Annotated in this window: 16 protein-coding genes and 1 pseudogene; 15 read left to right on the plus strand and 2 right to left on the minus strand. The window is 66.5% G+C overall.

Going from position 1 to position 24,551, the window contains the following annotated elements:
• The first annotated feature begins 20 nt into the window (after positions 1-20).
• The 5 genes from IEQ11_RS01475 to IEQ11_RS01495 all read left to right on the plus strand — a co-directional run bounded on the left by IEQ11_RS01475 (position 21) and on the right by IEQ11_RS01495 (position 5,765).
• The gene (locus IEQ11_RS01475; RefSeq protein ID WP_191823189.1) at positions 21-1,013 is read left to right on the plus strand and encodes a GHMP family kinase ATP-binding protein; all 993 of its coding nucleotides are present in this window, start codon (positions 21-23) and stop codon (positions 1,011-1,013) included.
• A complete protein-coding gene (locus tag IEQ11_RS01480; RefSeq protein WP_194735196.1) occupies positions 1,013-2,074 on the plus strand; it encodes a pyridoxal-phosphate dependent enzyme in 1,062 nt (353 codons plus the stop codon). Before IEQ11_RS01475 ends, IEQ11_RS01480 begins: the two co-directional genes overlap by 1 nt.
• Before the next feature lie 24 nt (positions 2,075-2,098).
• On the plus strand, positions 2,099-3,367 hold the full coding sequence (locus IEQ11_RS01485; protein WP_191823188.1) for an ATP-grasp domain-containing protein: 1,269 nt from the start codon (positions 2,099-2,101) through the stop codon (positions 3,365-3,367).
• A gap of 292 nt (positions 3,368-3,659) precedes the next feature.
• Entirely contained in the window at positions 3,660-4,520 is an 861-nt protein-coding gene (locus IEQ11_RS01490) for a Rossmann-like domain-containing protein (protein ID WP_191823187.1), read from the plus strand.
• 24 nt (positions 4,521-4,544) lie between these two features.
• Complete coding sequence (locus IEQ11_RS01495; RefSeq protein WP_191823186.1) at positions 4,545-5,765, plus strand: MFS transporter; 1,221 nt, start codon at positions 4,545-4,547, stop codon at positions 5,763-5,765.
• Positions 5,766-5,870: 105 nt separating this feature from the next.
• Here the strand turns inward: IEQ11_RS01495 and trmL are convergent, their stop codons facing one another.
• Positions 5,871-6,350 carry a tRNA (uridine(34)/cytosine(34)/5-carboxymethylaminomethyluridine(34)-2'-O)-methyltransferase TrmL gene (gene trmL, locus IEQ11_RS01500; RefSeq protein ID WP_046658720.1) on the minus strand — a complete coding sequence of 160 codons (480 nt, stop codon included), beginning with the start codon at positions 6,348-6,350 and terminating at the stop codon, positions 5,871-5,873.
• Positions 6,351-6,518: 168 nt separating this feature from the next.
• On the opposite strand from trmL, the gene IEQ11_RS01505 reads away from it, so the two are divergent.
• The 10 genes and pseudogenes from IEQ11_RS01505 to IEQ11_RS01550 all read left to right on the plus strand — a co-directional run bounded on the left by IEQ11_RS01505 (position 6,519) and on the right by IEQ11_RS01550 (position 22,989).
• Positions 6,519-9,383 (plus strand): M16 family metallopeptidase, encoded by a 2,865-nt coding sequence (locus IEQ11_RS01505; protein ID WP_191823185.1) that lies wholly within the window; start codon positions 6,519-6,521, stop codon positions 9,381-9,383.
• Between the two features lie 533 nt (positions 9,384-9,916).
• A pseudogene (locus tag IEQ11_RS01510) lies at positions 9,917-10,240 on the plus strand (DUF4156 domain-containing protein); the annotation flags it as partial.
• Between the two features lie 252 nt (positions 10,241-10,492).
• The gene (locus IEQ11_RS01515; RefSeq protein WP_036107633.1) at positions 10,493-11,515 is read left to right on the plus strand and encodes a 3-oxoacyl-ACP synthase III; all 1,023 of its coding nucleotides are present in this window, start codon (positions 10,493-10,495) and stop codon (positions 11,513-11,515) included.
• 442 nt (positions 11,516-11,957) lie between these two features.
• The gene (locus tag IEQ11_RS01520; protein WP_036107635.1) at positions 11,958-12,203 is read left to right on the plus strand and encodes a hypothetical protein; all 246 of its coding nucleotides are present in this window, start codon (positions 11,958-11,960) and stop codon (positions 12,201-12,203) included.
• Between the two features lie 275 nt (positions 12,204-12,478).
• On the plus strand, positions 12,479-13,105 hold the full coding sequence (bacA, locus tag IEQ11_RS01525; protein ID WP_191823184.1) for a biofilm formation regulator BacA: 627 nt from the start codon (positions 12,479-12,481) through the stop codon (positions 13,103-13,105).
• Between the two features lies 1 nt (position 13,106).
• Entirely contained in the window at positions 13,107-13,817 is a 711-nt protein-coding gene (locus IEQ11_RS01530; RefSeq protein WP_096411817.1) for a PspA/IM30 family protein, read from the plus strand.
• 55 nt (positions 13,818-13,872) lie between these two features.
• Positions 13,873-14,643 carry a hypothetical protein gene (locus IEQ11_RS01535; protein ID WP_191823183.1) on the plus strand — a complete coding sequence of 257 codons (771 nt, stop codon included), beginning with the start codon at positions 13,873-13,875 and terminating at the stop codon, positions 14,641-14,643.
• A gap of 76 nt (positions 14,644-14,719) precedes the next feature.
• Positions 14,720-16,783 (plus strand): flotillin family protein, encoded by a 2,064-nt coding sequence (locus tag IEQ11_RS01540; RefSeq protein WP_036107646.1) that lies wholly within the window; start codon positions 14,720-14,722, stop codon positions 16,781-16,783.
• 109 nt (positions 16,784-16,892) lie between these two features.
• Positions 16,893-22,268 carry a DNA repair ATPase gene (locus tag IEQ11_RS01545; protein WP_191823182.1) on the plus strand — a complete coding sequence of 1,792 codons (5,376 nt, stop codon included), beginning with the start codon at positions 16,893-16,895 and terminating at the stop codon, positions 22,266-22,268.
• Between the two features lie 13 nt (positions 22,269-22,281).
• Positions 22,282-22,989: a phospholipase D-like domain-containing protein gene (locus IEQ11_RS01550; protein ID WP_191823181.1), complete on the plus strand. Its 708-nt coding sequence runs from the start codon at positions 22,282-22,284 to the stop codon at positions 22,987-22,989.
• A gap of 242 nt (positions 22,990-23,231) precedes the next feature.
• On the opposite strand, the gene IEQ11_RS01555 is transcribed toward IEQ11_RS01550, so the two are convergent.
• Positions 23,232-24,431, minus strand: a complete 1,200-nt coding sequence (locus IEQ11_RS01555; protein ID WP_191823180.1) for a CaiB/BaiF CoA transferase family protein — start codon at positions 24,429-24,431, stop codon at positions 23,232-23,234.
• Positions 24,432-24,551: the final 120 nt, after the last annotated feature.

Raw genomic sequence — 24,551 nt, forward strand, 5'->3', positions numbered from 1 at the left:
CACAACGGGGAGACGTGGCGATGCTGCGGCAGCAATACATCGGTGGCTTTCAACGCGGCATGCCGGCGGCGCCGGACGGGACATGCGCGGGTTCGGCAAGCGGCGAGGCGGGTTACGCCGAATCGGCGGCCGCGGCGTCGCGTCATGCATCGGCCGCGATCTGCAGCGGCGTGTGTCACGGCACCCTGGGCGAATTGCTGCAGGGGCCGTACGAACACGACGGCGAGTTGCATATCGGCCTGATCTCGCTGCCGGTGCGCAAATACAGCTGGATGCATTTCACGCCGGGCGAGGCGGGCGATATCGAGGCCGAGCTGGCCGGCAAGGACAAATGCCGGCGCGCGATCGAGCTGTATCTGCGGCATTACGGCAAGCGCTTGCCGGCCGGGCGCTGGAGCCACGATTCGGAATTGCTGCTCGGCAAGGGCATGGCCAGCTCCACCGCCGACTTGGTCGCGACGATCCGCTGCCTGGACCGGATCTTCGGCCTGCATTCGCCGGCGCCGGTGATCGCCGCGCTGCTGCGCGAAATCGAACGTTCCGACAGTGTGTTTCTCGACACCCATGCGCTATACCTCAGCGGCCGCCAGGAAATCGTGCGCGCGTTCGATGCGCCGGTGCGGCTGCACGCGTGCTACATCGACGAAGGCGGCACGGTCGAGACCGAGAAGGTCGCCCATCCCTTGCTCGCCCACTACCAGCGCAATCTGGCGGCGTACCGGCATAACCTCGATCGCGCGATCGACGCCTTCGCCCGCCACGATCTGCGCCGTATCTGCGAATGCTCCACGCGCAGCGCCGAACTGGCGCAGGGCGTGATCGCCAAGCGTCATTTCGAGGTGTTGCTCGAACGCCAGCGCGATTTCGCCGCCGACGGCATCGTCGTCGCCCACACCGGCAGCCTGCTCGGCTATCTGTTCATCGCCCGCCCCGATCCGGCGCGCATGGGCGAGCTGTCGTCCTTCTTCCGCGGCCTGGGTCACCAGTGCCGCTTCGCCGAGACGGGGTTGTGATGACCGTGCATGCGCATATCGCCGACGCGATCAAGGTGCCCGATCTGGTGCGGCTCGGGCCGAACCTGTACGTGGCCCGCTTCGAAACCATGAAGGTGTACTCGACCCTGGTCGCGGTCGAGCGCCTGCTCGCCGATGGCCGCATACAACCTGGCGCGACCTTGATGGACAGCTCCAGCGGCATCTACGCCTACGCGCTGGCGCTGGCCTGTCACAAGTTCGGACTCAAGTGCCACATCGTCGGCTCCAAGACCGTCGACAAGACCTTGATGCTGCAACTGCGCATCCTCGGCGCGACCATCGAGCAGGTCGAGCCGCGGGCGACCTTGAAGATGGATCAGAGCCTGCGGGTGGCGCGCATCCGCGAGTTGCTGGATGCCGATCCCTCGGTGCACTGGATGCAGCAATACCACGACGACATCCACTACGACGGCTACGAGCCGGTGGCGCAACTGCTGCTCGATTCGATCGGCGGCGCGGCGCTGAGCGTGATCGGCGGGGTGGGCTCGGGTTGCTCGACCGGCGGACTGGCGCGCGCGTTGCGCGCGCACGATCCCGCGGTCGAACTGATCGGCGTGCAGCCGTTCGGCAGCATGACCTTCGGCTGCCAGCACATCGAAGATCCCGGCATCATCATCGCCGGCATCGGCAGCTCGATCCCGTTCCGCAACGTGCGCCACGGGCTGTACGACGAGATCCATTGGGTGTCGTTCGACTATGGCCTGTCGGGATCGATCGCGCTGCTGCGCGAGCACGCGGTGTTCGCCGGCCTGTCGACCGGCTGCTGCTATCTGGTCGCGCAACGCGAGGCGGCGCTGCGGCCCGAACGCAACATCGTGTTTCTCGCCGCCGACACCGGCCATCGCTATGTCGATGGCGTGTTCGCTCAGCACGAACAGGCGCTGGCCTTGTCCGATCTGCAACCCACGCGCATCGATTCGCTCGATCGGCTGGTGCTGCCGTGGTCGGCGATGGCGTGGCGGCGCGCCGATTTCGACGACCAGGCGCCCGCGCCGCAAGTCCTTCCCCTTCCGGCGCCTTCGCTTGCCGCCGTTTCCTGATTCCCCTCCTGGAGCACTATCGCCATGGCGCATTTCTTGATGATCGAAAGCTGGGTCGGCGGCACCGGCCGGATATTTCCGCCCGCGATCGGCCGGCTCGGCCATCGCTACACCTTCGTGACCCGCAACCGCGGTCATTATCTGGATGCGCGCTCGCGCGAGATCCATCCGGTGATCGAACACGCCGAACACGTGTTGACCACCGAGACCAATGACGTGCCGGCGCTGATCGAATTCCTGCGCGCGCAGCACGCGATCCTGAAGTTCGATGGCGTGGTGACGATCTGCGATTACTACATCGACACCGTGGCCCAGGTCGCGCAGGCGCTCGGCCTGCCGCAGGCGTTTTCGGCCAATGTGGTGATGGAGCGGCGCAAGGATCAGGTGCGCGAGGCGATCGAGCGCGCGGGCCTGCCGAATCCTAAGTTCGCGGTGACCGCGTCGTGGGACGAAACCCGTCGCGAAGCACAGCGGATCGGCTATCCCTTGATCGTCAAGCCGACCGACCTGGCCTCGAGTGCGTTCGTGCGTCTGATCCACGACGAAGGCGAGTTACGCCAATCCTTCGATGCGCTGGAGCAGTTCCCGCGCAACTTCCGCGACCAGGCGCGGGTGCCGCTGCTGTTGCTGGAGGAGTACATGCTCGGCGAAGAGGTCAGCGTGGAGGCGTGCACCTATCGCGGCCGCACCACGGTCATCGGCATCACCGACAAGAGCGTGACCGGGTTTCCGTATTTCATCGAGGACGGGCATATGTTCCCGGCCAAACTCGACCCGGCCCGGGCCACGGCGATCGAAGCGCTGGTATGCGGCGCGCTGGAGGCGGTCGGGCACGATCACGGCATCAGCCATACCGAGGTGAAACTCACCGCGAATGGGCCGCGCATCGTCGAGATCAATCCGCGTCCGGGCGGCAACTACATCGCCGAGCTGATCCAGCGGGTGACCGGTATCGATTTGCTCGACGCGCAGATCGAGCTGGCGTTGGGTCGCGAACCGGATCTGACGCGCAAGCCGACCGGCGTGGCGAGCGCGGCGATCAAGTTCCTGGTGCCGCCGCGCGCGGGGCATGTCGCCACGGTCGATGGGGTGGCGTCGTTGGACACCGATCCGGCGGTGCAGCGATGGAGTCTGTCGCCGATCGCGGGCAGCGAGGTCGCCGCGCCGATCGATAACGCTTGTTATCTGGGGCATGTGGTCGCGGTCGACAGAGAGGGCCTGGAGGCGCGCGCGTATGCCGAGCGTGCGTTGGGGCGGGTGGTGTTGCATTACGCCGAGGCTGTTGCGGCGTGATGCGTCTCTCGTAGTCACCAAGCCCCTTCGTACTGCTTTTCCCCCCTTTGTAAAAGGGGGTAGGGGGGATTCGCTTTTGCTCCTGCTCTAAAAGCAACAGAAGCGGCGACGGCAACAGCAACGGCAACAGCGAATCCCCCCTACCCCCCTTTTACAAAGGGGGGAAAAGCAACGGCAACCGCAACAACAACGGCAACAACAAAGCGAAAAGCACCGCGGCCGCATCAGTGGCCCACCAGCCATCAATCCGCTTCGCCCACATCGCCCCAACCGCCAAACTCCGAGACCCACCATGCCCACCGCCACCCAGTCCCTCTCCCACACCTCCGTCGCCGACCTAACCGCCTCCGTACTGCGCGGCGATTACGGCGACGACCCGGCGCAGCTGCATGCGGTGGGCGCGTTCTGGGTCCGCCAGAGCACCCAGTTCCCCGGCACCGACACCAAGTACCGCAACTACTACCTGGTGCTGCGGGTGGAATCGGGTTTCGGCGGCTGTTGCGTCGAACGCGATCAGCTCGATTCGGTGATCGCCGAAGAACTGTCCGGCCGCAGCGTCGCCGAGCTGCTGCGCGATGAACGCACGCCGGTGCGGATCGCCGCGCTCGATGCCTATCTGTCGCTGGTGCGGCCGCACCGCGAGGCCGCGCGGGCGCAGGTGTTCATGCTGCCGCACGGCACGCCGCTGCAGCGCGCGAAGGCGCGCGATCAGGCGATCGCCAGTCTGCTGCGGATCGAGCCGGGCATGCGGGTGGGTTTGATCGGCGTGGTCAATCCGCTGGTCGATGCGATCCGCGCGCATGGCGGGATTTGCTTGCCTTGCGACTTCAATATGGAGCGGACGGCCGACGGGACTGAAGTAGTTAAAGACATGGCGCTTGTTTTGGCGCAGGCCGACTTGGTCATCGCCACCGGCATGACCCTGAGCAATGGTTCGTTCGACGAGATCCTCAGCGCCACGCGCTTGCGCAATATTCCGCTGATCGTCTACGCGCAGACCGGCAGCGCGATCGTGCCGCGTTTCCTCGGCGACGGCGTGGCCGCGGTGTCGGCCGAACCGTTTCCGTTCTCGCAGTTCAGCGCCGATCCCACCCCGATCCATCTGTATCGCGCCGAAGGCTTCGCCGCCGGCGATGCGCGCGTGGCGGCCTGAGGGCGCGAGGTGGAGGCGACGTCGGTGGCGATCGATGAAGGCGCGACGCTGAGCGAAGCCGCGCGGCGTCGCGGATTGCATGGTTTGCTGGTTTACACCTTTCTCATGGTGACCGGCTTCGCCATGCTCATGCCGCTGGTCGCGGTGCACTTCGTCAACGACCTGGGCATGGCGGCCGCGGCGGTGGGGCTGGCGTTGGCGGTGCGGCAACTGACCCAGCAAGGGCTGGCCCTGATCGGCGGCGTGTTGTCGGATCGCTACGGCGCGCGGCGAATGATCTGCCTGGGCGTGTTGCTGCGCGCCGCGGGTTTCGCCAGCCTCGCGTTCGCCGACGCATTGCCGATGCTGCTGTGCGCGATGCTGCTGTCGGCGCTGGGCGGGGCCATGTTCGAAGCGCCGTATCAGGCCTCGATCGCCGCGCTGACCGACGAAAACACGCGGCCGCGCTATTACGCGATCAGCAACTGGATCAGCGGCGTGGCAACCACGCTGGGGCCGCTGCTGGGCGTGGCCCTGCTGCATTACGACTTCCGTGTGGTGTGCCTGGCGGCGGCGGCCTGCTTCGCGGTGAATTTTCTGGTGGCGCTGCGCCTGCCGCAGGTGCGCATGCCCGACCGACCGCCGCCTCTGCGGCATGGGCTGGATCTGGTGCGCGGCAACCGCGCCTTCATCGTGCTGGTCGGCTTGATGATGTTGTATTGGTTCGTCGCGGTGCAGATCAACATCAGCTTCCCGCTGCTGGCGCAGCGCCTGACCGGCACGGTCGACAGCGTCGGGGTGATGTTCGCGCTCAGCGCCGGGCTGACGGTGGCGCTGCAATACGGCCTGGTGCGCTGGCTGGAGCGGCGCTGGAGCAGCGCGCAGGTGCTGGTGGCCGGGGTGGTGGTGATGTCGCTCGCGGCCGGCGCGATCGGCCTGGTGCGCGACTTCGCCGGCCTGCTGATCTGCGTGGGCGCGTTCTCCATCGGCGCGCTGATGACCCGGCCCACCCAACAGACCTTGATCGCCGGCCTCGCCGATCCGCGCGCGCTGGGCACCTTCCTCGGCGTGAGTTCGCTCAGCCTCGCGGTCGGCGGCGGCATCGGCAATATCGCCGGCGGCTGGATGGTCGATCTGGCGGCGACGAAGCAATGGCCGTGGCTGCCGTGGGCGGTGTTTTGCGTGGTCGGTCTGGCCAGTGCGTTCGGCCTGCATCAGGCGACGCGTGTACGTCGCGAGCGCGCGCCGGTCGTCGCCGAATCCTGATTTCCCCTCGTGCTGCAATTGCCCTCTCCGCAATCCGGGCGGAGGGGGCTTTTTTTCGCGCTGGTGCGAGCGCGCTTCGAACGTCGTACCGCGGGTTCGGAGCGATCACTCCCCGCCCACGAACCCCAGCTGCCGCCACGCCTCGAACACCACCACCGCGACCGAGTTCGACAGGTTCAAGCTGCGATTCTCCGGCCGCATCGGCAGGCGCAGGCGCTGCGGCTGCGGCACCGCGTCGAGCACGTCCTGCGGCAAGCCGCGGGTTTCCGGGCCGAACAGGAAGGCATCGCCGGCGCGGTACTGCGGGCTGTCGTGACGGGTGCGGCCGCGGGTGCTCAGGGCGAACAATCGCGGCGTGGCGGACTGGGCCTGCGCGATCGCGGCCAGCGCGGCGTCGAGGCTGTCGTGCACGCGCAGGCTGGCGTACTCGTGGTAGTCCAGCCCGGCCCGGCGCAGTTGCTTGTCTTCCAGGGTGAAGCCCAGCGGCGCGATCAGGTGCAGGCGCGCGCCGGTGTTCGCGCACAGGCGGATCACGTTGCCGGTGTTGGGCGGAATCTCGGGCTGGTAGAGGATGACGTCGAACATGCGCGCATTATGCCGCCCGGCCGTCGGCGAACGCAGCGCGCATGCGCCGGCGAACGCAAAAGCGCGGCCTCACCCCCTGTGACCGGCGGCCTATGCCGGCGGCACCCCGCCCGCCTAGGATGGAGGCCTTGGTCCGTCCGCGGACATTTGATTTTCCAAGGAGTTCGCATGCCCTCGTCCCGCCCGCTGTCCCTTCGTCCGCGCACCGGCGCGCTCGCCCTGGCGCTGGGCCTCGCCCTGGCCGGCGGCCTCGCCGCGCCCGCGCTCGCCGCGCCCAAGGCCGAGGTCTCGATCCCGTACCAGGAATTCACCCTGCCCAACGGCCTGCGGGTGATCGTCCACACCGACCGCAAGGCGCCGATCGTCGCGGTCAATGTCTGGTACCACGTCGGCAGCAAGAACGAGCAGCCCGGGCGCACCGGCTTCGCGCATCTGTTCGAGCACTTGATGTTCCAGGGTTCGGAAAACTACAAGGGCGAGTTCTTCACTCCGTTCGAACTGGTCGGGGTGACCGATCAGAACGGCACCACCAACGTCGACCGCACCAATTATTTCCAGAACGTGCCGACCACCGCGCTCGACATGGCGCTGTGGATGGAGTCCGACCGCATGGGCCACCTGCTCGGCGCGATCGACCAGAAGACCCTCGACGAACAGCGCGGCGTGGTCCAGAACGAAAAACGCCAGGGCGAAAACCAGCCCTACGGCCGCCGCATCAGCGCCAAATTGTACGAAGCGCTGTACCCGGCCGATCATCCCTACAGCTGGCAGACCATCGGTTCGATGGCCGACCTCGATGCCGCCTCGCTGGACGACGTCAAGACCTGGTTCCGCAGCTGGTACGGCCCCAATAACGCGGTGCTGGTGCTGGCCGGCGACATCGACCTGGCCACCGCCAAGCAAAAGGCGCTGCGCTACTTCGGCGACATTCCCGCCAGCGCGACCCTGGCCGACATGGCCACGCGCATTCCCAAGCGCGAGCGCGACACCGAGGAGGTCATTCCCGACCGGGTACCGCAGGCGCGCATCTACCGCGCCTGGCCGGTCGCCCAGTTCGGCGCGGCCGACGGCATCGATCTGCAATTGTTCGCCCAGGTGCTCGGCGGCAGCGCGGCCTCGCGCCTGGACGCGCGGCTGGTGCATAAGGATCGTCTCGCCGACGGCGCCAGCGTGTCGATCAACGACGCCGAGATCAGCGGCACCCTGGTGATCATGGCCACGGTCAAGCAGGGCGTGGACCCGGCCAAGGTGCGCGCGGCGATCGACGAAGAGGTCAAGCGGCTGATCGCCGACGGGCCGAGCGCGGAAGAACTCGAACAGGCCAAGACCTCGACCCGCGCCGAATTCGTGCGCGGCATCGAGCGCATCGGCGGCTTCGGCGGCAAGTCCGACGTGCTCGCGCGTTGCGCGGTGCTGCTCGGCAAGCCCGATTGCTATCGCGACGAACTCAAGGAACTCGACAAGGCCAGCATCGCCAGCGTGCAGGCGGCCGGGCGCAAATGGCTCGGCGTGGGTTCGCACACCTTGCTGGTGCAGCCCGGCGACAAGCCGGCCTCCTCGCTCCCGGAAACCGTGCGCGCCGCGCCGGCGACCAAGCCCGCGGCGATTCCCGCCGCCGATCCGCGCTTCAAGACGGTCGCCTCCGACCTCGACCGCAGCACCGGCGTGCCGGCGACCACGAGCTTCCCCGCACTGCATTTCCCCACCCCGCAGACCGCGCGCCTGAGCAACGGCATGCAGGTGGTGCTGGTCGAACGCCACGAAACCCCGGTGGTGCAGTTGTCGATGGAATTCCCCGGCGGTTTCAGCGCCGACCAGGGCCGCAAGCTGGGCACGGCCAACTTCGCCATGGCCATGCTCGACGAAGGCGCCGGCGAATACGGCGCGCTGCAATTGTCCGGACGCAAGGAGGCGCTCGGCGCCGAGCTGTCGAGCAATGCCAGCCTGGACATCGCCAGCGTGTCGCTGTCGGCGCTGACCGACAAGCTCGATCCCTCGCTGGACCTGCTCGCCGACGTGGTCCTGCGTCCGCGTTTCGACAACGCCGAGATCGAGCGCGTGCGCGCGCAGTGGCTGGCCGGGATCAAGCAGGAGAAGGCGCGCCCGCAGACCGCCGCGCTGCGCGTGTTGCCGCCGCTGCTGTACGGCGCCGGCCACCCGTACGCGATTCCGTTCACCGGCACCGGCACCGAGGCCTCGATCGCCTCGCTCACGCGCGAGGATCTGGTCGCGTTCCACAGCGACTGGCTGCAGCCCGACCGGGTGCGCGTGATCGTCGCCGGCGACACCACGCTCAAGCAGATCGTGCCGCTGCTCGAACGCCGCTTCGGCGACTGGAAGGCCAAGGCCGGCGCCCCGGCCTTGCCGGATCTGGCCCAGGTCGCGCGGCCGAAGGCGCCGCGGGTGTTCCTGGTCGACCAGCCCGGCGCGATCCAATCCAACATCTATGTCGGCGAACTGATCGCGCCGACCGGCGACGCGGGCACGATCGATTTCGATTTCGCCAACGGTGTGCTGGGCGGCGAGTTCAGCTCGCGCCTCAACATGAACCTGCGCGAGGACAAGCACTGGGCCTATGGCTCCTACAGCGGCGCCGGCAATGCCAAGGGCCAGCGCCCGTGGATCGCGCAGGCCGCGGTGCAGTCGGACAAGACGGTCGAATCGCTGAGTGAACTCAAGCGCGAGATTGGCGCCTTCGCCAGCGGCGCCAAGCCGGTGACCGCGGCCGAAGTCGCCAAGGTCCGCGCCGCCAACACCCTGAGCCTGCCGGGCGCTTATGAAACCAACAGCGCGGTGATGCTGCAGGTCAGCTCCGACCAGCGTTACGGCCGCCCGGCCGATTACATCCTGCAGTACAAGGCGCGCAACGACGCCATGACCCCGGCGCTGACCCAGGCCGCGGCCAAGGCGCTGGACCCGGATGCGTTGACCTGGGTGGTGGTCGGCGATCTGTCCAAGATCGAGCAGCCGATCCGCGACTTGAAGATCGGCCAGGTGCAGGTGATCGACAACGACGGCAAGCCGGTGCGGTGATCGCGGGCGCGCGATCGCGGGGCAGGTTGGCCGCGGTCGCGAAGTGATGAGGCGAGGTGATTGCAGCGGGCCGCATCGATGATGCGGCCCGTTGTGTTTTTGTCGGTTTGCTGCGCATGCAGCGTCAACTGCAGAACGCTCCAGGACGTCATCCCGCGAAGGCGGGCTTTGCTTTGGCGCAGCCGAACATCCAGAGACTTCAGCGCCATCTCTCCAGATCGTCATTCCCGCGAAAGCGGGAATCCAGTGACTTCAAGCGTTCTCGCACGAATAGCCCTGGATGTTCGGCTGCGCCGAAGTAAAGCAAAGCCCGCCTTCGCGGGAATGACGGTAGGGAAGTACGTTGGGCGTGGAATCAGGTTGCTTCGGATGACTTGCGTAACTGGCAACGGTGGAACGCTACGCTCTCACCGATTCCCGATTCCCGATTCCCGATTCCCGATTCCCGATTCCCGATCGCCCAGCACCATTCCCCCCGCGCTCAGCCGATTCCAGCGACAATGCGCCCGGTCCAATCCCTACCCGAGGTCCTCATGCGCGCACCGGCACTGCTGTCCCTGTCAGCCATCGTTCTGGCGTTGAGCGCCTCGGCCTGCACCTGGGTCAACATGGCCCCGGGCGCGCAGGCGGTGCGGGTGTTGTCCGCGGGCGCGGCGCCGGGCTGCGAGAAGCGCGGCGAAGTCGTGGTGTCGGTCAAGCACAACGTCGCCTTCTACGAGCGCAACGCGCTGCGCGTGCGCGAGGAACTGGAAACCCTGGCCCGCAACGAGGCCCCCGGCCTGCAGGCCGATACCATCCAGCCGCTGGCCGATCCGTCGCAGGGTTCGCAGCGTTTCGCCGCCTACCGCTGCGGCCCCGGCGCGGCCCCGGCTGCGCAAAAACCGGCTTCCGGCGCCGCCCAGACCTACCCGGTGGGTGGCTGAGCGGGTTTCCAAACGGCCGCGTACGGGTTTTTTGAGTGCCGGTAACGCCTGTAATCGATTGTTTAGCAAGGGTTTTAGGCCGGTAAGGCCGGCCGGCACCCCGGTCGCGGTGTGACCGGAGCTAATGCGCGGGGGGCGGGAAGACGCTACGCTGTCGCACTTTTCTGCCCCAAGGGTTTAACGCCCATGCTGTTCCAACATGTCGCCATCGCCGGCCTCGCTCATGTCGATGCGCCGCGAAAGCTGACGTCCGATGAGATCAACGCCCGGCTCAAGCCGACGCTCGACCGCCTCGGCATCAAAGTGGATGTACTGCAGGACGTCGCCGGTGTGCGCGAGCGTCGTCTTTGGGACGGCGATATGAAGCCTTCCGACGCCGCCACCCTGGCCGGCGTCAAGGCGCTGGCCGACGCCGGCATCGATGCCGACCGCATCGGCCTGCTGGTCAACACCTCGGTCAGCCGCGACTACCTGGAGCCGTCCACGGCCAGCATCGTCTCGGGCAATCTGCGCCTGGGCGAGAACTGCCAGAACTTCGACGTCGCCAACGCCTGCCTGGCCTTCATCAACGGCATGGACATCGCCGGCCGCATGATCGAGCGCGGCGAGATCGACTACGCGCTGATCGTCGACGGCGAAACCGCCAACCTCGCCTACGAGAAAACCCTCGAACGCCTGAGCCACGCCGAAGTCACCGAAGCGCAGCTGCGCGACGAGATGGCGACCCTGACCCTGGGCTGCGGCGCGGCGGCGATGGTGCTGGCGCGTTCGGAGCTGGTGCCCGGCGCGCCGAAGTACCGCGGCGGCGTGACCCGTTCGGCGACCGAGTGGAACCATCTGTGCGTGGGCGATCTGCACCACGACCGCATGGTGGCCGACGGCCGCATGCTGATGATCGAAGGGCTCAAGCTCGGCCACAAGACCTTCGCCGCGGCCAAGGCCGCGCTGGGCTGGGCGGTCGAGGAACTCGACGAGTTCGTGATCCATCAGGTCAGCCGCGCCCACACCCAGGCCTTCCTCAAGGCCTTCGGCATCGACCCGAAGAAGGTCATGACCATCTTCGGCGAGCACGGCAACATCGGTCCGGCCTCGGTGCCGATCGTGCTGAGCAAGCTGCGCGAGATGGGCCGCCTGAAGAAGGGCAGCCGCGTCGCCCTGTTGGGCATCGGCTCGGGCCTGAACTGCTCGATGGCCGAGGTGGTCTGGTAACTCCCGCGCGATCCGCGCGGCCGTGATGCCGCCGCGGCGAACGGCGATCGAAACAACGACAGGCCCGGTGCGAAAGCATCGGGCCTGTTGGTTTCTGGATGCCGGCGAATGCGCGCGGTGATCGAACAGGTTCGTGTTCGTTTGCATGGCTGCGCTGTTTTGGTGGAATCGGTTTCGGCTGCCGATGCGTTTTGCGTAGTGTTCCGGGCACTTCGATGGTGAGAGGTTCACGGCGATCGCGGCGACAAGCGTCGCGGCGCAAGCCCCTGTGAACGACGACGTTGCCGAAGCGCCGCGCGGAGCGCGCGGCAGCCGGGATATCGGGCGCATCGCCGCGATACGTGCATGTGCTCACGCTTGCTATAGTCGAGGTCTACCGCGCGCGCGTCGCCATCGCCGCCGCGCCAAGGACCGATTCCTCACCCGCAACGGAGTTGCCGACATGGCCCAGCCCAAGAGCCACCTCGAGATCGCCCTGGCCTCGATCCCGGTGTTCACCAACGACGGCACGCTCGACGTCGCCGAACTGCAGAAACTGCTCGACCTCGCCCTGCGCGATAAACTGGTCGACGAAGACGAAAAGCGCGTGCTCGGCAACATCTTCAAGCAGGCCGAACTCGGCGAGCTCGATGCCGAGGTGAAGCGGCGTATCGACGAAGCGCGCAAGCTGCACGACATCCCGGCCTGATGCGTGGCCGGCGGCCTTCGCGGTCGCCGGTCGGGTTTCGTCGTGGTCGAACTGGCGCGGTCGCGGCTCGCGCCGCTCCTACAGCTAGCCCATGTAGGAGCGGCGCAAGCCGCGACCACGCATCCTCACGCGACGGCGCAAGCCCAATCCCTTGCCTGCCCAAGTCCTTGAATTCCTTGACAAGCCCACCGCATTCCGTGGCCTCCATCACCGTCCGTCGGCTCTTACATGTCACGTCTTGCCAATGTCACATGTGATGAATTAACGTGAACGCCATGGAACGCCGATCCTCCGCCTATTACCAGCGCCGCCATCGCGAACGTCTTCGCGACAAGGGTCTGGTCAAGAAAGAGCTGTGGGTGCTGCCCGAGTTCGCGGACGAACTGCTGGTGGTGGAAAAGCGGATGCGGCAGCCGCGCGGTGCGGCGCCGGGGCGTGGACGCGTGGAGAGGGCGATGAGCGACGGAAAGGTATGGACGGCCGAAGGGCTGTTCGACGCATTGGCGCAGGCCGACGAATTCGTCTACGGCGAATCGCATATCGAGCTGATCGACGGCGCGCAGGCCAGCCTGCACCTGGTCATGGGCGACTACGGCGATCTGCCCTTGTTCCTGGCCGTGGTCGGCGACCAGATCGTGGTCGAGGCGCTGCTGTGGCCGGTCTCGCACGTGCGCGACCCGGCCGCGTTCAACGAAGAAGTGCTGCGCACCCACAAGGTGATCTTCCCGTTGTCGACCATCGGCATCGAGACCCTGGCCGACGGCGAGTCGGTGTACATGATGTTCGGATCGCTCAGCGCCGCGTCCTCGCTGTCGAACGTGCTGTACGAAATCGAGACCCTGGCCGACAACGTGATCAAGGCCACCGAGGCCTATGAGCAACTGCTGCTGGAGGCGGCCTGACATGCCCAAGTCCGACGGCGGCAATATCTGGAGCAAACTGCTCGGCTCGCTGCGCGGCGGCGCGCACGAGCTCGGCGAAGACTGGCTCGACAGTCGCGCGCTGCGCATCCTCGATCAGGAAATCCGCGACTGCGACATCGAACTGCGCCAGTCGCGCGAATCGCTGGCGCACCTGCTCGCCCGCCACACCCTGGCCGAGCGCGCGCTGAGCGAATCGGGCGAGAAGATCGCCGAATACGAAACCTACGCGATCAAGGCCCTGGCCTCGGGCGAGGAAACATTGGCGCGCGAAGTCGCCGACAAGATCGTGCAGCTCGAATCGAGCCGCAGCGACGATCAACGCCATGTCCAAGCGCTGGCCGCCAGCGTGGCCGAACTGCGCAAGACGGTGGCGATGGCCGAAGGCAACATCCGCCGCTTGAAACAACAGCTCGACACGGTCAAGGCGACCGAGAGCGTGCAGCGCGCGCAGGCCGCGGTCGCCCAGCGCTATGCCGGGCCGCATAACAAGATGCCGACCGCGATCGACTCGCTGGCGCGGATCAAGCAAAAACAGGCCGAGCGCGGCGCGCGGGTGGAAGCGGCCGAGCAACTGGCGCGTACCGATCGCGGCGACGCGCTGGAACGCAAATTGCGCGACGCCGGGATCATGGCCGATGACGCCGGCACCGATGCGGTGCTGACGCGATTGCGACAAAAATTGCCGGATTGACCGGCGCGATGGCAGTGCCGCCCGGACGGCGGCGAGCGGGGAAGGGAGGGGTGCGATGATCGAATTTCTGACGATCGTGTTTGCGTTTCCGACGGCGTTCTACACCGTGCTGCTGGGGGTGGTGATCGGCTATTGGTTGTTGTCGGCGCTGGGACTGGTCGGCATGGACGCGGCCGACGGCTTGTTCGGCGGCGGTCACGGCCACGGTCACTTCGGCGGCGACGGCCACGGGCTCGGGCACGGCCACGGGCACGGTTTGGGGCATGGTCATGGACACGCCCTGGGTCATGGCCATGCGCTCGGCGACGTCGCCCACGGCCACGGCCACGGCGATGCCGCGCACCATCATCAAAGCGTGTTCGATCCGCTGATGCGCCTGGGTCTCGGCGGCATTCCGGTAACCGTGGTGCTGAGCACCCTGATCGCCAGCGGCTGGGCCTTGAGCTTCTTCGCCGACCTGTTGCTGCTGCGCCTGCTGCCCGACGGGCCGCTGCGCACCGTCGCCAGCGTCGGCGTGATCATCGTCGCCTTCATCGTCTCCATTCCGGTCGCCGCGCTCGCCTTGCGCCCGGTGCGCAAGCTGCTGCGCAAGATGCAGCCCGAGCCGCCGCGTCCGTTGCTGGGTCAGACCGCGACCGTGCGCAGCCCGGTCAACAAGGTCACCGGCACCGCCGCGCTGGAAGACGGCGGCGCCGGCCTGATCCTGCAGATCCGCGACGACAAGGGCCCGGGCTACCAGCGCGGCGACCGGGTCGTGCTGATCGAATACATCGCCGAACAAAACGCTTACCGGGTGGTGAGCGAAGACGAATTTCGCGGCGCCTGAGCCGTATCCGCAACCGTAGTTCCGACGCCGCTCAGGTCGACGCGTCCGCAACGTTGAGTCATAGGGAGATGCAACAATGAGCTTGCCTTCGAGTGCTTTTACGATCCTCACCCTGGTCGGGTTGGGCGTCCTGATCGTGTTCGTCCTGCTGATGATGTTCAAGGCGTTCTACATCAAGGTCCCGCAGGGCACCGCGCTCATCGTCAACGACATGTCGTCCACGCCCAAGGTGCATTTCACCGGCGCGCTGGTGTACCCGGTGATCTACAAGAAGGAGTTCATGAAGATCTCCTTGATCACCCTGGAAGTCGACCGGCGGGCCAAGGACGGGTTGATCTGCAAGGACAACATGCGCGCCGACATCACCGTCGCGTTCTACCTGCGGGTCAACGAGACCCAGCAGGACGTGCTCAAGGTCGCCAAGGCGATCGGCGTGGACCGCGCCTCCGACCGCACCGCGGTCAACGAGCTGTTCAACGCCAAGTTCTCCGAGGCGCTCAAGACCGTCGGCAAGCAGATCGACTTCGTCAAGCTGTTCGAGAACCGCCAGGAATTCCGCGACCGCATCATCGAGGTGATCGGCAACGACCTCAACGGCTACATCCTCGAGGACGTCGCGATCGACTACCTGGAGCAGACGCCCAAGTCGTCGCTGGATCCGACCAACATCCTCGACGCCGAAGGCATCCGCAAGATCACCGAGCTGACCGCGGCGCAGAACGTGATCACCAACGAGCTCGAGCGCAACGAGCAGCTGGCGATCACCAAGAAGAACGTCGAGACCCGCGAAGCCATGCTCGCGCTCGAACGCCAGCAGGCTGACGCCGAGGCGCGGCAGAAGCGCGAGATCCAGACCATCCAGGCGCGCGAACAGGCCGAGACCGCCAAGGTCCAGGAAGAAGAGCGGCTCAAGTCGGAGAACGCGCGCATCTCGGTGCAGGAGCAGCTCGACATCCGCGAGGAGAACCGTCAGCGCGAAGTCGAAGTGGCGCAGCAGAACCGCCAGCGCGCGGTGGTGATCGAGGTCGAGAAGGTCACCCGCGCCAAGGATCTGGAAATCGTCGCGCGCGAACGCGAGGTCGAGCTCAACCGGATCGAGAAGGAAAAGGCGCTGGAGGAACAGCGCAAGGAAATCGCCAACGTGATCCGCGACCGGATCGCGGTCGAGAAGACCGTGGCGCAGGAGGAAGAGCGGATCAAGGAAGTGCGCCAGGTCTCCGAGGCCGACCGCGCCAAGCAGGTCATGGTGCTGCACGCGCAGGCCAAGGCCGAGGAAGAGATGGTGCGCCAGGTCAAGCAGGCCGAGGCCGACGAGACCGCGTCCAAGCACAAGGCGGTGGAGATCACCACCTTGGCGCAGGCCGAGCTGGAATCGGCCGGCAAGCAGTCCGAAGCCAAGAAGAAGATGGCCGAAGGCATCGAGGCCGAGCGCGCGGCGCCGGGCCTGGCCGATGCGCGGGTGCGCGAGATCACCGCCGCGGCGATCGAGAAGGAAGGCATGGCCAAGGCCCGCGTGGTCGCCGAGACCATGGGCGCGGAAGCCAAGGGCGAGCAGGAAAAGGGCATGGCGCAGGCGCGGGTGATGGAAGCCCAGGCCGACGCCAAGCAGAAGCTCGGCCTGTCCGACGCCAAGGTGCTGGAAGAAAACCTGTTCGCGCAGGCGCGCGGCGAAGAGCAGCTGGGTTCGGCCAAGGCCAAGGCCAACCGCGACCTGGGCATGTCGGAAGCCGACGTGCTGCTGCAGAAGCTCAAGTCCGAAGCCGAGGGCCTGTCGCAGAAGTTCGGCGCGCTCGATTCGCTCAGCGACCAGTCGCGCGCGCATGAAGAGTTCCGCATGCAGCTGGAGAAGAACTTCGAGCAGGCCATCGCCGGCATCGACGCCAACAAGGAAGTGGCGAAGGAACAGGCCGACGTGCTGGCCGCCGCGCTCAGCAAGGCCAACATCGACATCGTCGGCGGCGAAGGCGCGTTCTTCGATTCCTTCGCCAAGGCGCTGTCGGTCGGCAAGGCGATCGAAGGCGTGGCCGGCAAGAGCCCGATCGTGCAGGACGTGCTGCAGCGTCTGCTCAGCAAGTCCGACGACAAGAGCGCGAGCAAGGGCGACGGCAAGCCCGCCGGCGAGACCGCGCTGGATTCCTGAGCGCGCGCCTGACCCAGGGAATGCGCCGCCGCTCGCGGCGGCGCATCGGATTGACGTCCGCGGCGCAAGCGTTTCGCGCCGCGGGCAGGACCGGTAGGACGAACCACTGATGGCCGACACCAAGCCGACCGCTTCCACGCCGAACACCGGCGCGGGCGACATTTCCAACGACAGCGCGAAGGCGGCCGCTCACGCGGCGGTCGATCAGGCCGTCGCCCAGGGCGGCGCGTACGAGGTGCTGAGCAAGCGGCTGAGCGAACAGGGCCTGCGCTTGCGCGGCATCGCGCAGGGGCTGAACCAGCAGCGCCTGAGCGAGTTCGGCAGCAGCCAGATGGAGGTGATCGGGCGGTTCCGCATCCGCACCGAGAACAACTGCGTCGCCCGCGACATCGTGCAGGTCGGCGATCTGTTGCTGTTCGGCTACAACGTGTTCATGGGGTTGAAGAAAGAGACCGTCGTCGCCGACGTGTTCTCGCTGTACAAGCTGGTGCAGGGGCCGGAAGGCTACGACGTCACCCCGGTCGAGCTGAAGGGCAGTTTCCTGGGCATCGACAGCTTCGCTCAGGACTTCCGCGAGCTGTACGCGTACTACAAGCACACCCGCCTGATCCAGCTGATCGTGCGCGACGGCAAGCTGCTGGCCGCGTTCCAGATCGGCGAGCGCATCACCGACCTGCGCGTGTTCCGCTGGTCGGTCTCGCCCAGCGGCGAAGTGCGCTACATCGACAACCGCGGCGAGCGCGACATCGCGCTGCCTGCGCCGTTCGATTTCGAATGGACCCGCGCGACCCGCGAGATGGTGGTCAACGGCCGCCATCCGCATTTGAACATTCTCGACAGCGTGTTCGTCGAGACCGTCAACGGCGATCTCACCATCAAGGTCGAGAACAACACCGAGGACGGCAAGGGCATTTACCGCGAACCGGTCGAGGACAAGACCCAGTCGCTGGACGATGCGCAGGTCGATTTCGCCAAGGTCGGCAGCCTGATCCTGCTCAAGATCCTGCCGTATCGCGAGGAGCAGTGGCGCTACCTCGTGTTCAACACGCTGACCCGTAAGGTGCTGCGCCAGGATGCGATCGGCCTGGCTTGCATCCAGTTGCCCGAGGACCACGGCATCATCTTCCCGGGCGGGTACTACCTGCAAAACGGCGAGCACAAGAGCTTCGACCAGTCGATGGACGGCATGCGCTACAAGCGCAGCATCCGTTCGCCCAACGGCGAGGACGTGCTGTACCTGTTCTACGAGCCCGAACAGGGCCGCACCGCGATGTTCACCTACAACATGATCGAGCGGCGCCTGCAGACGCCGATCTTCGGTCACGGCTATGCGCGCCTGGACGACGGGCGCATGGTGATCTTCGCCACCGAAAGCGACGAGCCGACCCGCGTGCATCCCATGCAGGTCTGGCAGACGCCGTACTACAGCGACGAATACGCGGCCAAGCAGCCGGCCGGCAACAGCTTCATGGGCAAGATCGGCAACGCCGAGCTGGTCCGCGGCGTGTCCGAGCTGATGAGCCTGTCGCGCGAGATCGAGGCCACCGAGGTCTCGGCCAAGCGTTACGGCCTGCTCGCGCAGAACACCCGGCGCCTGTTCGACGCGCATCACTGGCTGTCGGATCCGAACTGCGGCGAGACCGCGCCGCTGTTGCGCGAGATCGCCGCGACCGCCGAGTCGGTGCTGGACGAATACGAGAAAGTCGAAGGCATCCGCAATCAGTCCGACCGGGCGATGCGCGAGGCGCAGAGCAAACAGAAAGGCTTGCTCGACAGCCTGCAGCCGGAGAACTGGGAGAAGGTACAGGAGTTCGTCGACGCGCTCAACGGCCTGACCGCGCAGCGCGGGCATCTGCTGACGATCCGCGAATACCGCTATATCGATGTGGCCGCGATCGATGCGATGGAGCAGACGCTGGTCGCCGAGCATGAGCGCATCGGTACCGCGACCGGCGAGTTCCTGGCCGGCGACAAGGCGCTGGCGCCGCTGGCCGACCGCCTGGCCGCGCTCGACGCGCAGGCGCAGCAGGCAACCACGGTCGCGCAACTGGTCGAGCCCCTGGAGCAGATGCGCGCGATGTCCGGCGACCTGGACATGCTGTCGGCGCTGATGGCCACGCTCAAGGTCGACGACGCGACCCAGCGCACCCGCATCGTCGAAGCGATCTCGGAAATCTATTCCAGGCTCAACCAGGCCAAGGCGCGCGCCGATCAGCGCCGCAAGGGGCTGGGTTCGGCCGAATCGGTGGCGCAGTTCGGCGCCCAGTTCAGCCTGTTCGGCCAGAGCATCGCCAGCGCGCTGTCGCTGGCGCAGGACCCGGAAAAAGCCGACGAACAGCTGTCGCGGCTGATGGTGCAGCTGGAGGAACTGGAAAGCCAGTTCGGCGAACACGAGGCCTTTCTCGGCGACATCCTGAGCAAGCGCGAGGAGTTGCTGGAAACCTTCGAGGCGCACAAGCAGACCTTGATGGACGACCGCCAGCGCAAGGCGCAAGCGGTGATGGACGCGGCCACGCGCATCCTCGACGGCCTGGGCCGGCGCACCGCGCGTTTCGCCAGTGCCGACGAGCTCAATGCCTTCTTTGCCGGCGATGCGCTGATCCTCAAGCTGCGCGAGCTGGCCGAGCGCCTGCGCGCGCTCAAGGACAGCGTCAAGGCCGACGACGTCGAGGCGCGCATGAAGGGCGCGCGCGATCAGGCGGTGCGCGCGCTGCGCGATCGCAGCGAACTGTTCGAGGAAGGCGGCAACGTCATCAAGCTCGGCCCGCGTCACCGTTTCAGCGTCAACACTCAGGAACTCGACCTGACCCTGCTGCCGCGCGGCGACGTGTTGAACCTGCATCTGACCGGCACCGATTTCTTCGAGCCCTTGAACAACCCCGATCTGGATGCGGCGCGCGCCTACTGGGGCGTGTCGATGGATTCCGAATCGCCGCAGTTGTACCGCGGCGAGTACCTGGCCGGATTGGTGATCGAAGCCGCGGCCGGCAATCGCGAAGGCTTGAGCCTGGACCTGCTGCATCAGCAGCTCGCCCAACCCGAGGTGCTGGGCCGCACGGTCCGCGACTTCGCCGCGCCGCGTTATCGCGAGGGCTACGAGAAGGGCATCCACGACCACGACGCGACCTTGATCCTGCAGGCGCTGCTGCCGCTGCGCGCGAGCGCGGGCCGGCTGGCGTTCGAACCGGCGGCGCGCGCCTGGGCCGCGCTGTACTGGTCGCAGGTCGCCCAGCACGAGCCGCAGAAGCAGTGGCCCGAACGCGCGCGCACGTCCGCCGATATCCAGCGTCTGTTCGGCAGCGCCTCGGGCCTGGATGCGCTGCGCGGCGAGATCGCCGAGGCGATGAGCGCCTACGCGCAGCAGCACACGCTGGCGATCGATCCGGCCCTGACCCCGCGCGCCGCCGAGTATCTGGTGCAGGAGCTGTCCGACGAGCGCCCGCAATTCGTGTTCAGCAAGTACGCGCAGCAACTGCTGCAGGCGCTGCGCGAGAAATTGACGGCGGCGCGGATGTGGGACGGTTTCGCCGCGGCGCTGGACGGGCTCGGCGATCGCGTCGCCGCGCGCTGGGCGCTGGCGATGAACTGGATCGAAGCGCTGGCGCGCGCGCCGGAACTGGCGCCGCTGGCCGGTTACGCCGCCGAGGCGGCGACCCTGCTGCTGCTCGATCAGCGTTTCCCGAAGAAGATCACCGAGACCGACCTGAGCGCCTCGGTGCAAGGCTTGCTCGGCGAGCATCCGCGGGTGAAGGACGGCCGCATGACCCTGGCGATCGACGACTGGTCGGCGCGCCTGCGCCATCATCGCGAGAGTTTCGTGCCGGGCTTTCAGCGTTATCAGGCGCTGCGTCAGGAGATCGTCGGGCGCGAACGCCATGCGCTGCGGCTGGACGAATTCAAACCGCGCCCGCTGAGTTCGTTCGTGCGCAACAAGCTCATCAACGACGTGTACCTGTCAGTGATCGGCGACAATCTGGCCAAGCAGATGGGCACGGTCGGCGAGAGCAAGCGCAGCGACCTGATGGGCCTGCTGATGATGATCTCGCCACCGGGTTACGGCAAAACCACGTTGATGGAATACGTGGCGCACCGGCTGGGCCTGATCTTCATGAAGATCAACGGCCCCGCGCTGGGGCACGAAGTGCGTTCGCTCGATCCGGCGCAGGCGCCCGACGCGACCTCGCGCCAGGAGCTGGAAAAACTCAATCTCGCGTTGGAGATGGGCAACAACGTCATGCTGTACGTCGACGACATCCAGCACACCCATCCCGAGTTTTTGCAGAAATTCATCTCGCTGTGCGACGGCACCCGCCGCATCGAAGGCGTATGGAAGGGCCGCACCCGCACCTACGACATGCGCGGCAAGAAGTTCTGCGTGGTGATGGCCGGCAACCCGTACACCGAGTCCGGCGAGGTGTTCAAGATTCCGGACATGCTCGCCAACCGCGCCGACATCTACAACCTCGGCGACGTGCTCGGCGGCATGGAGGCCTCGTTCGTGCTGAGCTACATCGAAAACAGCCTGACCTCGAACCCGGTGCTGGCGCCGCTGGCCACGCGCGAGATGGCCGACCTGTACCGCTTCGTCGCCAAGGCCGAGGGCAAGCCGTTCTCGGCCAACGAACTCAGTCACGCTTACAGCGGCGCGGAGATCAACGAGATCGTCGCTACCCTGGAGCGCCTGATCCAGGTGCGCGAGGTGGTCTACAAGGTCAACCAGCAGTACATCGCCAGCGCCGCGCAGGCCGAGACCTATCGCACCGAGCCGCCGTTCAAGCTGCAAGGCAGCTATCGCAACATGAACAAGCTGGCCGAGAAGATTTCGCCGGTGATGAACCAGGCCGAGCTGCAGCAGTTGATCGGCGATCACTACCAGGGCGAGGCGCAGCTGTTGACGTCGGGGGCCGAGGAGAATCTGCTCAAGCTCGCCGAGCTGCGCGGTGTGCTGACCCCGGAGCAAGCCGCGCGCTGGACTCAGATCAAGCGCGATTTCCAGCGCAACAAGGCCATGGGTGCGGGCGAAGCCGATGTCGGCGGCCGGGTGGTGGCGCAGCTCAACGATCTGGTCGAAAGCGTGCGCTCACTGGATTCGTCGGCGAGCAAGGCGGCCGCGGCACCGGTGCCAGTGGCGCCGGAAAATCCCGCGCCATGGGTCGAAATTCTCGATCTGCTCGAACGCGTCGCCGCCGCGCAGTCCGCGCCGCCGCCGCTCGCGCCGACCGCGCCGGCGCCCGATTACGACGCGTTGCTCGGGCAATTGGGCCCGTCCTTGCAGCACGCACTCGACCCGCTGGTCGGTCGTCTGCACGACAGCGCCGAGCGTCAGACCCGGATCAACGAGGCGCTGGTGGAGATCTTCAAGCACCTGGGCGAACGCGAATTGCAGGACGCGCCGACCCGGGCGGCGATGACCGAGCAACAGCGCGAACTGCAGCGCGCGCTCAACGATTTCGCCGACCGGCTCAACGGTCGCGTGCAACGCTAAGGAAGGCAAGACCATGGATTTCGCACGACTCGACCAGACCCTGCGCGAGAGCATCGCCGACTACACCCTCGACAACGAGGAGAAGTTCGAACTGCGCGAGCTCGGCGGCAGCGTCGGCGCCGACCGCGTGCGCTACCTGCGCAACCGCGCCTTCGACATGACCCGCGAGTTGATGCTCGCCGAGCCGCCGCGCACGCTCGATGCCTTGCGTTGGCTGGAGCAGGTGGTCAAGACCCTGGACGTCGTCGCCGCCGCGCCGGCGGTGGTGTCGAGCGCTTATTTCGCTCCCGGCGATGCGTGTCTGCGCAAATTGCGCGAGCTGTGCCGCGGCGCCAAGCGCAGCGTCGATATCTGCGTGTACACGATTTCCGACGATCGCCTGACCGAGGAGATCCTGGCCTGCCACAAGCGCGGCATCGCGGTGCGGCTGATCAGCGACAACGACAAGAAATTCGACGAAGGCAGCGACGTGCTGCGGATGCGCGAACTCGGCGTGCCGGTGCGGATCGACGACAGTCCATTCCACATGCACCACAAGTTCTCGTTGTTCGACGGCCGGGTGCTGGCCAACGGCAGCTTCAACTGGACCCGCAGCGCGACCACCAGCAACGAAGAGAACCTGGTGGTGACCGACGATGCGAATCTGGTGCGGTGCTTCGCGGGGCAGTTCGAGGAGTTGTGGGAGAAGTTTTTGCCTGGGGCGGATGCGGCGCGCTACTGAGGTTGCGCCGCGATCGGATCGGATTGCGTCAGGGTTGAACGCACATCGACGCTCCAACGGATTCCTTGCCACTCTCATCGCCGTCATTTCCGCGAACGCGGGAATCCAGTGTCTTTGGCGAGTTCGTACGAAAGTCGCTGGATTCCCGCGTTCGCGGGAATGACGTTCTTGAGAGGGCGCCGAGATCCTCGGCGAAGTGAGCCAAACGTATCCAAAGTCAGTGCGAGCAAGCACCGAAACCCTCACCCCCGCCGCTTGCGCCCCACCGCCCCCGTCTCCCCCAACTCCGCCTTCACCGCCTGCGTATCCTGACCCAGCATCGGCGCGGCGAATGCGGCCGGACCGGGGGTGCGGCCGAACTTGATCGACTGGGCGACGCCGCGGTAGCGGCCGACCTGCGGGTGGTCGATCGCATCGACGATGCCTTCGGCCAGCACCTGCGGATGATCGAACATGTCCTCGATCCGGCGCGCGGCCGCGCACGGCACCTCGTCGCCGAAGATCGCTTCCCACTCCATCGCGCTGCGCGCGGCGAGCGCCTGCTGCAGGCGCGGCACGATCTCGGCCACCGCCTGCGCGCGCTTGCGCACGCTGTCGTAGCGCGGGTCGTCGGCCAGTTCCTGCAGATCGGTCTTCTCGCACAGCGCTTTCCAGAAACGCGCGGTATTCGCCGAGATATAGATATGCCCATCGCGGGTCGGATGGATGCCGGTGACGCCGCCCGAGCGCATGTCGCGGCCGATGTCCAGGCCTTCGCCGTCGGCCCAGATCATCCGAGCCGACTGCATGGTCAGCGCGCTGCGCAGCAGCGACACGCCGACGAACTGGCCCAGGCCGCTGCGTTCGCGTTCGAACAACGCCGAGGACACGCCGGCCGCGAGCAAGGCGGCGGCGTAGTAATCGACCACCGAGCCGTAGATGATTTCCGGCGGTCCGCCGCGGCGGCCCTGCAGGTTGCACATGCCGGTCATGGTCTGCAGCACCTGGTCGTAACCGGCCTTGTCCTTCATCGGCCCGGTCTCGCCGTAACCGGTGACCGCGCAATAGATCAGCCGCGGGTTGATCAGCTGCAATTGTTCGAAATCGATGCCCAGGCGCTTGGGCACGCTGGGACGGAAGTTGTGTACCAGCACATCGGCCTCGCGCACCAGACGCAGCAGCACCGCGTGGTCGTCGGCGCGCTTGAGGTCGAGCACGATGCCGCGCTTGCTGCGATTGACACCGAGAAAGGCGCGGCTTTCGCTGGCGAGGGTCGAGGGATATTGACGCAGATTGTCGCCGTCGGGCGGCTCGATCTTGATCACGTCCGCGCCCTGATCGGCGAGCAGGCTGCAACCGTAAGGCCCGGCGATGTAAGCGCTCAGATCGAGGACCCGCACGCCGGCCAGAGGGCCGGACGCCGCGACGGGTTCCGCGAACGGATCGGAGGAAGTGGGGGTCATGCCGTGCTGTCCGGACGATGCGTGAGGCTCGACCCACTCTGCGCCGGGGGCGGGCCGATAAAAAGGCGAGTTAGGTATGTTCTGCGAGCACAAATTATTACTTGGGCGTTCCCGCACGCC

It is taken from the genome of Lysobacter capsici (assembly GCF_014779555.2).
Taxonomy (GTDB): domain Bacteria; phylum Pseudomonadota; class Gammaproteobacteria; order Xanthomonadales; family Xanthomonadaceae; genus Lysobacter; species Lysobacter capsici.

Excerpts from the sequence above, each read along its gene's own strand:
- IEQ11_RS01490 (WP_191823187.1), top strand. The coding sequence starts at position 3,660 with ATGCCCACCGCCACCCAGTCCCTCTCCCACACCTCCGTCGCCGACCTA.
- IEQ11_RS01545 (WP_191823182.1), top strand. The coding sequence starts at position 16,893 with ATGGCCGACACCAAGCCGACCGCTTCCACGCCGAACACCGGCGCGGGC.
- IEQ11_RS01550 (WP_191823181.1), top strand. The coding sequence starts at position 22,282 with ATGGATTTCGCACGACTCGACCAGACCCTGCGCGAGAGCATCGCCGAC.
- IEQ11_RS01480 (WP_194735196.1), top strand. The coding sequence starts at position 1,013 with ATGACCGTGCATGCGCATATCGCCGACGCGATCAAGGTGCCCGATCTG.
- IEQ11_RS01540 (WP_036107646.1), top strand. The coding sequence starts at position 14,720 with ATGAGCTTGCCTTCGAGTGCTTTTACGATCCTCACCCTGGTCGGGTTG.
- IEQ11_RS01555 (WP_191823180.1), bottom strand. The coding sequence starts at position 24,431 with ATGACCCCCACTTCCTCCGATCCGTTCGCGGAACCCGTCGCGGCGTCC.
- IEQ11_RS01505 (WP_191823185.1), top strand. The coding sequence starts at position 6,519 with ATGCCCTCGTCCCGCCCGCTGTCCCTTCGTCCGCGCACCGGCGCGCTC.
- IEQ11_RS01515 (WP_036107633.1), top strand. The coding sequence starts at position 10,493 with ATGCTGTTCCAACATGTCGCCATCGCCGGCCTCGCTCATGTCGATGCG.
- IEQ11_RS01530 (WP_096411817.1), top strand. The coding sequence starts at position 13,107 with ATGCCCAAGTCCGACGGCGGCAATATCTGGAGCAAACTGCTCGGCTCG.
- IEQ11_RS01475 (WP_191823189.1), top strand. The coding sequence starts at position 21 with ATGCTGCGGCAGCAATACATCGGTGGCTTTCAACGCGGCATGCCGGCG.
- IEQ11_RS01485 (WP_191823188.1), top strand. The coding sequence starts at position 2,099 with ATGGCGCATTTCTTGATGATCGAAAGCTGGGTCGGCGGCACCGGCCGG.
- bacA (WP_191823184.1), top strand. The coding sequence starts at position 12,479 with ATGGAACGCCGATCCTCCGCCTATTACCAGCGCCGCCATCGCGAACGT.
- trmL (WP_046658720.1), bottom strand. The coding sequence starts at position 6,350 with ATGTTCGACGTCATCCTCTACCAGCCCGAGATTCCGCCCAACACCGGC.
- IEQ11_RS01520 (WP_036107635.1), top strand. The coding sequence starts at position 11,958 with ATGGCCCAGCCCAAGAGCCACCTCGAGATCGCCCTGGCCTCGATCCCG.
- IEQ11_RS01535 (WP_191823183.1), top strand. The coding sequence starts at position 13,873 with ATGATCGAATTTCTGACGATCGTGTTTGCGTTTCCGACGGCGTTCTAC.